This window comes from Streptomyces sp. NPDC007991, assembly GCF_042958445.1.
GTDB lineage: Bacteria > Actinomycetota > Actinomycetes > Streptomycetales > Streptomycetaceae > Streptomyces.
This window is the reverse complement of sequence record NZ_JBIBJD010000007.1, coordinates 545,229-551,983: the sequence shown is the minus strand read 5'-3', so window position 1 is coordinate 551,983 and position 6,755 is coordinate 545,229. Positions and strand designations below refer to the sequence as shown.

Annotated in this window: 7 protein-coding genes; 3 read left to right on the top strand and 4 right to left on the bottom strand. The window is 71.9% G+C overall.

Annotation, left to right across the window (positions count from 1 at the left end; genetic code table 11):
• Nucleotides 1–145: 145 nt before the first annotated feature.
• Together ACFZDA_RS23155 and dapE are read right to left on the bottom strand one after the other, a co-directional pair.
• Entirely contained in the window at nucleotides 146–904 is a 759-nt protein-coding gene (locus ACFZDA_RS23155; protein ID WP_391084562.1) for a TIGR00730 family Rossman fold protein, read from the bottom strand.
• 118 nt (nucleotides 905–1,022) lie between these two features.
• Nucleotides 1,023–2,102 carry a succinyl-diaminopimelate desuccinylase gene (gene dapE / locus ACFZDA_RS23150; RefSeq protein ID WP_391084559.1) on the bottom strand — a complete coding sequence of 360 codons (1,080 nt, stop codon included), beginning with the start codon at nucleotides 2,100–2,102 and terminating at the stop codon, nucleotides 1,023–1,025.
• Nucleotides 2,103–2,186: 84 nt separating this feature from the next.
• Between dapE and ACFZDA_RS23145 the strand changes: the two genes are divergently transcribed.
• Entirely contained in the window at nucleotides 2,187–3,167 is a 981-nt protein-coding gene (locus ACFZDA_RS23145) for a heavy metal transporter (RefSeq protein WP_391084557.1), read from the top strand.
• Between the two features lie 345 nt (nucleotides 3,168–3,512).
• The gene (locus ACFZDA_RS23140) at nucleotides 3,513–3,956 is read left to right on the top strand and encodes an ATP-binding protein (protein WP_391084554.1); all 444 of its coding nucleotides are present in this window, start codon (nucleotides 3,513–3,515) and stop codon (nucleotides 3,954–3,956) included.
• Between the two features lie 101 nt (nucleotides 3,957–4,057).
• On the opposite strand, the gene ACFZDA_RS23135 is transcribed toward ACFZDA_RS23140, so the two are convergent.
• Both ACFZDA_RS23135 and fdxA read right to left on the bottom strand, forming a co-directional pair.
• Entirely contained in the window at nucleotides 4,058–5,149 is a 1,092-nt protein-coding gene (locus ACFZDA_RS23135) for a bifunctional succinyldiaminopimelate transaminase/glutamate-prephenate aminotransferase (RefSeq protein ID WP_391084551.1), read from the bottom strand.
• A gap of 129 nt (nucleotides 5,150–5,278) precedes the next feature.
• Nucleotides 5,279–5,596 (bottom strand): ferredoxin, encoded by a 318-nt coding sequence (fdxA, locus tag ACFZDA_RS23130; protein ID WP_010047804.1) that lies wholly within the window; start codon nucleotides 5,594–5,596, stop codon nucleotides 5,279–5,281.
• Nucleotides 5,597–5,736: 140 nt separating this feature from the next.
• Between fdxA and ACFZDA_RS23125 the strand changes: the two genes are divergently transcribed.
• Nucleotides 5,737–6,753 (top strand): GNAT family N-acetyltransferase, encoded by a 1,017-nt coding sequence (locus tag ACFZDA_RS23125; RefSeq protein ID WP_391084547.1) that lies wholly within the window; start codon nucleotides 5,737–5,739, stop codon nucleotides 6,751–6,753.
• The last annotated feature ends 2 nt before the right edge of the window (nucleotides 6,754–6,755 follow it).

Genomic DNA, 6,755 nt, shown 5'->3' with positions numbered 1-6,755 from the left:
TGCACACCTACAATCACCACCGCGGACACACAGCGCTCGCAGGCAAACCACCCGCCAGCCGCGTCCCCAACCTCACGGGTCAATACACCTAGGGCGTTGCCCAGAGGTACCAGGGGGCTCCGCCCCCTGGCCCCCCGGCTCGCCGCTACCTGCCCGCCTCCTTCGACACCAGGGCCACCGCCTCGTCCACGTCGTCCGTGACGTGGAACAGCAGGAGGTCCTTCTCCGCGGCCTTGCCCTGGGCGATGACGGTGTGGCGGAGCCAGTCGACCAGGCCGCCCCAGTACTCGCTGCCGAACAGGACGATGGGGAAGCGGGTGACCTTCTGGGTCTGGACGAGGGTCAGGGCCTCGAAGAGTTCGTCGAGGGTGCCGAGGCCGCCGGGCAGGACCACGAAGCCCTGGGCGTACTTGACGAACATCATCTTCCGGACGAAGAAGTACCGGAAGTTCAGGCCGATGTCGACGTACTGGTTCAGGCCCTGCTCGAACGGCAGCTCGATGCCGAGGCCGACCGAGATGCCGCTCGCCTCGACGGCGCCCTTGTTGGCAGCTTCCATCGCGCCCGGGCCGCCGCCCGTGATGACCGCGAAGCCCGCGTCCACCAGGCCCCGGCCCAGCCGGACGCCCGCCTCGTACTCGGGCGAGCCCTCCGGGGTCCGGGCCGAGCCGAAGACGCTGATCGCGGGCGGGAGTTCGGCGAGCGTGCCGAAGCCCTCGATGAACTCCGACTGGATGCGCAGCACCCGCCACGGGTCGGTGTGGACCCAGTCGGAGGGTCCGCCCGCGTCCAGCAGCCGCTGGTCGGTGGTGCTGGCCTGGACCTGACTCCGCCTCCGGAGGACCGGGCCCAGGCGCTGTTCGTCCGGCGGCTGCTTCTTCCCCTCGGGGTTGCCGGTCGCCATGTGCGCTCCCTCCGTCGTGCCGGTCGTTCCGCCTCAGCGTAGATCTACGCGGGTTACGAACGAGGGACGTGAGCATGTCCGCGATCGAGCGGCGTAAACACGATGACGTTCCGGCCGCTCACGCCGTCAGCCAGGTGCGCAGACGCTCCTCGCCCGCGAGGATCTTCGCGGTCTCCACGCGCTCGTCCCGCTTGTGCGCCAGGTGGGGGTTGCCCGGGCCGTAGTTGACCGCGGGAACGCCCAGGGCCGAGAAGCGGGACACGTCCGTCCAGCCGTACTTCGGCATCGGGGTGCCGCCCACCGCCTCGATGAACGCCTTCGCCGCCGGGTGGGACAGCCCCGGCATCGCGGCCGAGCTGTGGTCGACGACCTCGAACTCGTCCACACCGCAGTCCGCGAAGACCTCCCGGACGTGGGCCACGGCCTCCTCGGGCGTGCGGTCGGGCGCGTAGCGGAAGTTGACGGTGACGACGCACTCGTCGGGGATCACGTTGCCGGCCACTCCCCCGGTGACGCCCACCGCGTTCAGGCCCTCGCGGTACTCCAGGCCGTCGATCACCGGCCGGCGGGGCTCGTAGGAGGCCAGCCGGGCGAGGATCGGGGCGGCCGCGTGGATCGCGTTGGAGCCCATCCAGCCGCGCGCCGAGTGGGCCCGCTCACCCCTGGTCTTCAGCAGCACCCGCAGCGTGCCCTGGCAGCCGCCCTCGACCTGGCCGTCCGAGGGTTCCAGGAGGACCGCGAAGTCGCCCTGGAGCCATTCGGGGTGCGCCTCGGAGACGTGCTTGAGGCCGTTCAGCTCCGCGGCGACCTCCTCGTTGTCGTAGAAGACGAAGGTCAGATCGCGGTTGGGGGCGGGGACCGTGGCCGCGATGCGCAGCTGGACCGCGACGCCCGACTTCATGTCGCACGTGCCGCAGCCCCACAGGACGCCGTCCTCGTCGAGCCGGGAGGGGACGTTGTCCGCGATCGGGACGGTGTCGATGTGACCGGCCAGGATCACCCGCTCCGGGCGGCCCAGGTCCGTCCGGGCCACGACGTTGTTGCCGAACCGCTCGACCGTCAGGTGGGGCAGCGCGCGCAGCGCGGTCTCGATCGCGTCCGCGAGCGGCTTCTCGGTGCCGCTCTCGGAGCGGAAGTCGACGAGCCGGGCGGTGAGCTCCGCGGCGTCCAGCGTGAGGTCAAGGGAGGTGTCGGCCATGCCGTCGACCCTAACGCGCCATGCCGGTGCCCACTGTCCACACCTGGCACAAGGCACTCCGTACTCTCCAGTACCTTGTACGGCGTGTCAGAGCCGTCCTCTCCCAAACGTCGCGGCCGCCTCTTCCGATGCGGGTCCGCGTTCGTGGTCCTGCTCGCGATCGCCGGTTACCTCGTGGTGCAGTACGTCACCGGGGGCGCGGGCGAGCCGGGCTGCAAAGTCGTCTCCGGCAAGGGCGACGGGGCGTCGTACGACTTCTCGCCCGAGCAGGCGGTGAACGCGGCGACGATCGCCGCCGTGGGCGACGGACGCGGCCTGCCGGAGCGGGCCGTGACCATCGCGCTGGCGACCGCTCTCCAGGAGTCGGGCCTGCGCAACATCGAACACGGCGACCGGGACTCGCTCGGCCTGTTCCAGCAGCGGCCCTCGCAGGGCTGGGGCACGCCGAAGGAGATCCTGGACCCGGCGTACTCGGCCGGCGAGTTCTTCGACCACCTGGTCAAGGTGCCCGGCTACACGCGGCTGCCCCTCACCGACGCCGCGCAGCGCGTGCAGCGCAGCGGCTTCCCGCAGGCCTACGCCAAGCACGAGCCGGACGCGGCGCTGCTCGCGGCGGCTCTCACCGGGCACTCCGCGGCCACGCTGACCTGCGAGGGCCGCCCGGCCGCGACCCGGGCGGCCGGCCCGGACGGGGTGCGTGCGGCGCTGGTGCGGGACTTCGGGCGCGATGTGCTGGAGCCGGCCGGTGCGGAGGTGGGCCGCTCGTCGGCGGCCCTGCCTGCGCCCTCCCCGAGCGGTACGGGCGGGTCCGACGGGCGGACCATGACGCTGCCCGTGACCGCCGACACGAGTGCCGCCGGCGGGCAGAGCGTGGAGCAGCGCGGCTGGCAGCTGGCGCACTGGGCCGTGGCCAACGCCTCCGAGCTGCACATCGCACGCGTCACGTACGCGGGGCGGGAGTGGGTCGCCGGGAACACCGCCAGCGAGTGGCGTCAGGCCGGCGCGAAGGGCACGGCGGGTGCGGAGCGGGACGCGGACGCGGTCCGCATCGTGACCATGGGCTAGATCGCGCAAGGGTGCGGGTCTTCACCCCTGGGAGCTACCCGCACGGCGTGACGGGGACCGGGTGCGCAGGTATTGGCGTTCTCACCCGGACACCGTGAGAACCCTTGGAAACAAAGAGCTGGAAGGATTCGGCGGGGTTTCCGGTGGGGGCCTCTTTGCCCGTTTTTATCCGCAGGCGATAATGCGACGCATTGCCAACTCTTTACGTTGCGGCGCCGCAACCTTCGCGGGCTTCGAGCGGTAGTCACTGCGTCCGAGCCGGGGCGATCAACAGCCAGTCGATCAACTACCGGACCCGGTCGGACACTTCACAACCTCACCGTTTCCTCCCGTCGAAGGAGCACCATGTCCCTCCCCCTGACCCGCCGGATCGCCCGTGCCGCGTTGATCGTCGCTGCGGGAGCGGCTGCCGGGGTCGGTGCGGCCGGCTCCGCCAGCGCGGCCCCCGAGCTGCCGGCCACCCCGAACCTCGGCGGGCTGACCGCCCTGGACGGGGCGAACGTCGGCAACACCGTCGACGGCGCGGCGCAGAACGTCACCCAGACCGCGGGTGACAGCAGCAAGACCGTCAAGAAGGCGGTGCCGGCCGCGGGCAAGACCGGCGGCAAGGCGGTCAAGAAGACCACGCCGGTCGCGCAGAAGGCCGCCGGTGACGCGGCGGGCTCGGCCGGGCAGATCGTCGGTGACGCGGCTGGTTCGGCGCAGGGCGGTCTGCCGACGGACTCCCTGACGAAGGGCGGGGTGCCGTCGGCCGACTCGCTGCCGGTCAAGAGTCTGCCGGTCGGCTGACGCCGGATCTCAGCGGCCGAGGGGCCCAGGGAGTTCCCTGGGCCCCTCGGTCGTGTCGGTACAGCTGGGGTGTCTTGGCCGGTGCTCGGCGTTGCCGGCCGTTACAGGCGCTGGACCGCTGCCGCTACCCGCTCGTCCGTTGCCGTCAGGGCCACTCGGACGAACTGGGCGCCCGCCGGGCCGTAGAAGTCGCCGGGGGCGACCAGGATGCCGCGTTCGGCCAGGTGGGACACCGTGTCCCAGCAGGACTCGCCCCGCGTGGCCCACAGGTAGAGGCTGGCCTCGCTGTGGTCGATGCGGAAGCCGTGGGCGAGGAGGGCCTCGCGCAGGAGGGCGCGGCGGGCGGCGTAGCGCTCGCGCTGGACGCGGACGTGCTCGTCGTCGCCGAGGGCCGCGATCACCGCCGCCTGGGTCGGTGCCGGCGTCATCATGCCGCCGTGCTTGCGGATCTCCAGCAGGGGCGACAGGACCGCTGGGTCGCCGGCCAGGAACGCCGCCCGGTAACCGGCCAGGTTCGAGCGCTTGGAGAGGCTGTGGACGGCGACGATGCCGTCGTACGAGCCGCCGTTGACGTCCGGGTGCAGCACGGAGACCGGGTCGGCCTCCCAGCCCAGCTCCAGGTAGCACTCGTCGGAGAAGAGCAGGATGCCGTGCTCGCGGGCCCAGGCGACGATCCGGGTGAGCTCCTCCTTGGGCAGGACCCTGCCCGTCGGGTTGGACGGGGAGTTCAGCCAGAGGAGCTTCAGGCCCTCGGGGTCCAGCTCCGTCGGGTCGTCGTAGACCTCGTACTCGGCGCGGGCCAGGCGGGCGCCCACCTCGTACGTCGGGTAGGCCAGGCGCGGATAGGCCACCCGGTCGCCGGGGCCGAGGCCCAGCTGGGTCGGGAGCCAGGCGACGAGCTCCTTGGAGCCGACGACCGGCAGGACGTGGCGGTGGGTGACGCCCCGGGCGCCGAGACGGCGCTCGACCCAGCCGGTGATCGCGTCGCGCAGTTCGGGCGTGCCCCAGACGGTCGGATAGCCCGGGGAGTCGGCCGCGGCGACCAGCGCCTTCTGGACCAGCTCGGGGACCGGGTCGACCGGAGTGCCGACCGACAGGTCCACGATGCCGTCCGGGTGGGCGGCGGCCGTGGCCTTGTACGGCGTCAGCTTGTCCCAGGGGAAAGCGGGGAGACGGTCGGAGACTGCGGACACGGTTTCTGGCTCACTTTCTGGTACGGACGAGCCGTCGCGCGGCAAACGCCTCGGCCCCGTACGGCGACCAGGGCGTGGTCGGGCCGTACGGGACCGAGGCGGCACGGGTGTGCCGGCCGCTTGCGGTGACTAGGCCTGCGGCGGCAGCGCGGCGATGAAGGGGTGATCGCGCTCGATCAGGCCCAGCTTGCTGGCGCCGCCGGGGGAGCCGAGTTCGTCGAAGAACTCGACGTTCGCCTTGTAGTAGTCCTTCCACTCCTCCGGAGTGTCGTCCTCGTAGAAGATCGCCTCGACCGGGCAGACCGGCTCACAGGCACCACAGTCGACGCATTCGTCCGGGTGGATGTACAAGGACCTGGAGCCCTCGTAGATGCAGTCGACCGGGCACTCCTCGATGCACGCCTTGTCCTTGACGTCGACACAAGGCTGCGCGATGACGTAGGTCACGCTGTCGTTCCTCCTCGATAGGGCGCTGGCGGGCCTCCTCAGGCTCCGCCGCCTGGCGCGCGGGAGCGCGGCGTCGTCGATGCCCGCCCCTAGTATCTCCGTTCCTGGGCATGATCCGAACAGGAGGGGTGAACTGACCAGTGGAAATCTCAGCCGCCGGGCGACTCGAGGTCCGTATCACCGCCGCTGACGTGGGCAAACGGGTCTCCGTACGGAGCATGATCGAACATGCTGCTCCGGGTGAGAAGTTCACCGACACGGTCGGAGTTCTCACATCATGGAACAAAGGTGTGTTGCTGATCACACGCAAGAGCGGCGAGAGCGTCCGCATCGCGGAATCCGCGCTGGTCGCGGGCAAGCTCGTCCCCGCGGCGCCGGCGCGTCGCCGTGGTCCGGCCGCCTCCTACGAGGAGCTGGCCCGGGTCGCCGCGCGGGCCTGGCGGCCCGTGGAGAGCGAGCGGCTCGGGGACTGGGAGCTGCGGGCCGCGTCCGGGTTCACACGCCGGGCGAATTCCGTGCTGCCGCTCGGTGACCCGGGCGTGTCCCTGGACGAGGCTCTCGACGCCGTGCGGCGGTGGTACGGCGAGCGCGGCCTGCCCGCCTACGTCCAGACCGCGACCGGCGCCGAGGGCACGCAGGAGCTGCTGTGCGCGGAGCTGGAGCAGCGGGGCTGGGTGCGTGAGGTGACGGCCGAGCTGTGGGTCGGGCCGCTGGCGCCGGTCGCCGACCTCGCCGAGCCGTCGGGGGTCGCGCTGTCCCGGGAGGCCGACGAGGCGTGGCTCGCCCGGTACCAGCGCAAGGGCGTGAGCGAGGTCGCGCTGCGGGTGCTGGGCGCCGGTCCCTCGGTGTGGTTCGCCACCGTGCCCGGTGCGGAGCGGGCGGCGGCTCCGGACGCCATCGGACGGTGTGTCGTCGACGGGCGGTGGGCCGGCTTCGCCGCCGTCGAGGTCGATCCGCAGCTGCGGCGGCAGGGGCTGGGCACGGCCGTGATGGCGGCGCTGGCCCGGCGGGCCCTGGACGAGGGCGCGTCGGCAGCGTGGCTCCAGGTCGAGGCCGACAATGAGGGAGCGCGGGCGTTGTACGCCGGGATGGGTTTCGCCGCGCACCACGCCTACCACCACTACCGGGAGCCGGATGCCCGGGTTCCCGGTAGGTGACC

What these genes read in the sequence shown, in the direction of transcription:
- ACFZDA_RS23155 (WP_391084562.1), bottom strand. Translation starts at nt 904, where the DNA reads ATGGCGACCGGCAACCCCGAGGGGAAGAAGCAGCCGCCGGACGAACAG.
- dapE (WP_391084559.1), bottom strand. Translation starts at nt 2,102, where the DNA reads ATGGCCGACACCTCCCTTGACCTCACGCTGGACGCCGCGGAGCTCACC.
- ACFZDA_RS23140 (WP_391084554.1), top strand. Translation starts at nt 3,513, where the DNA reads ATGTCCCTCCCCCTGACCCGCCGGATCGCCCGTGCCGCGTTGATCGTC.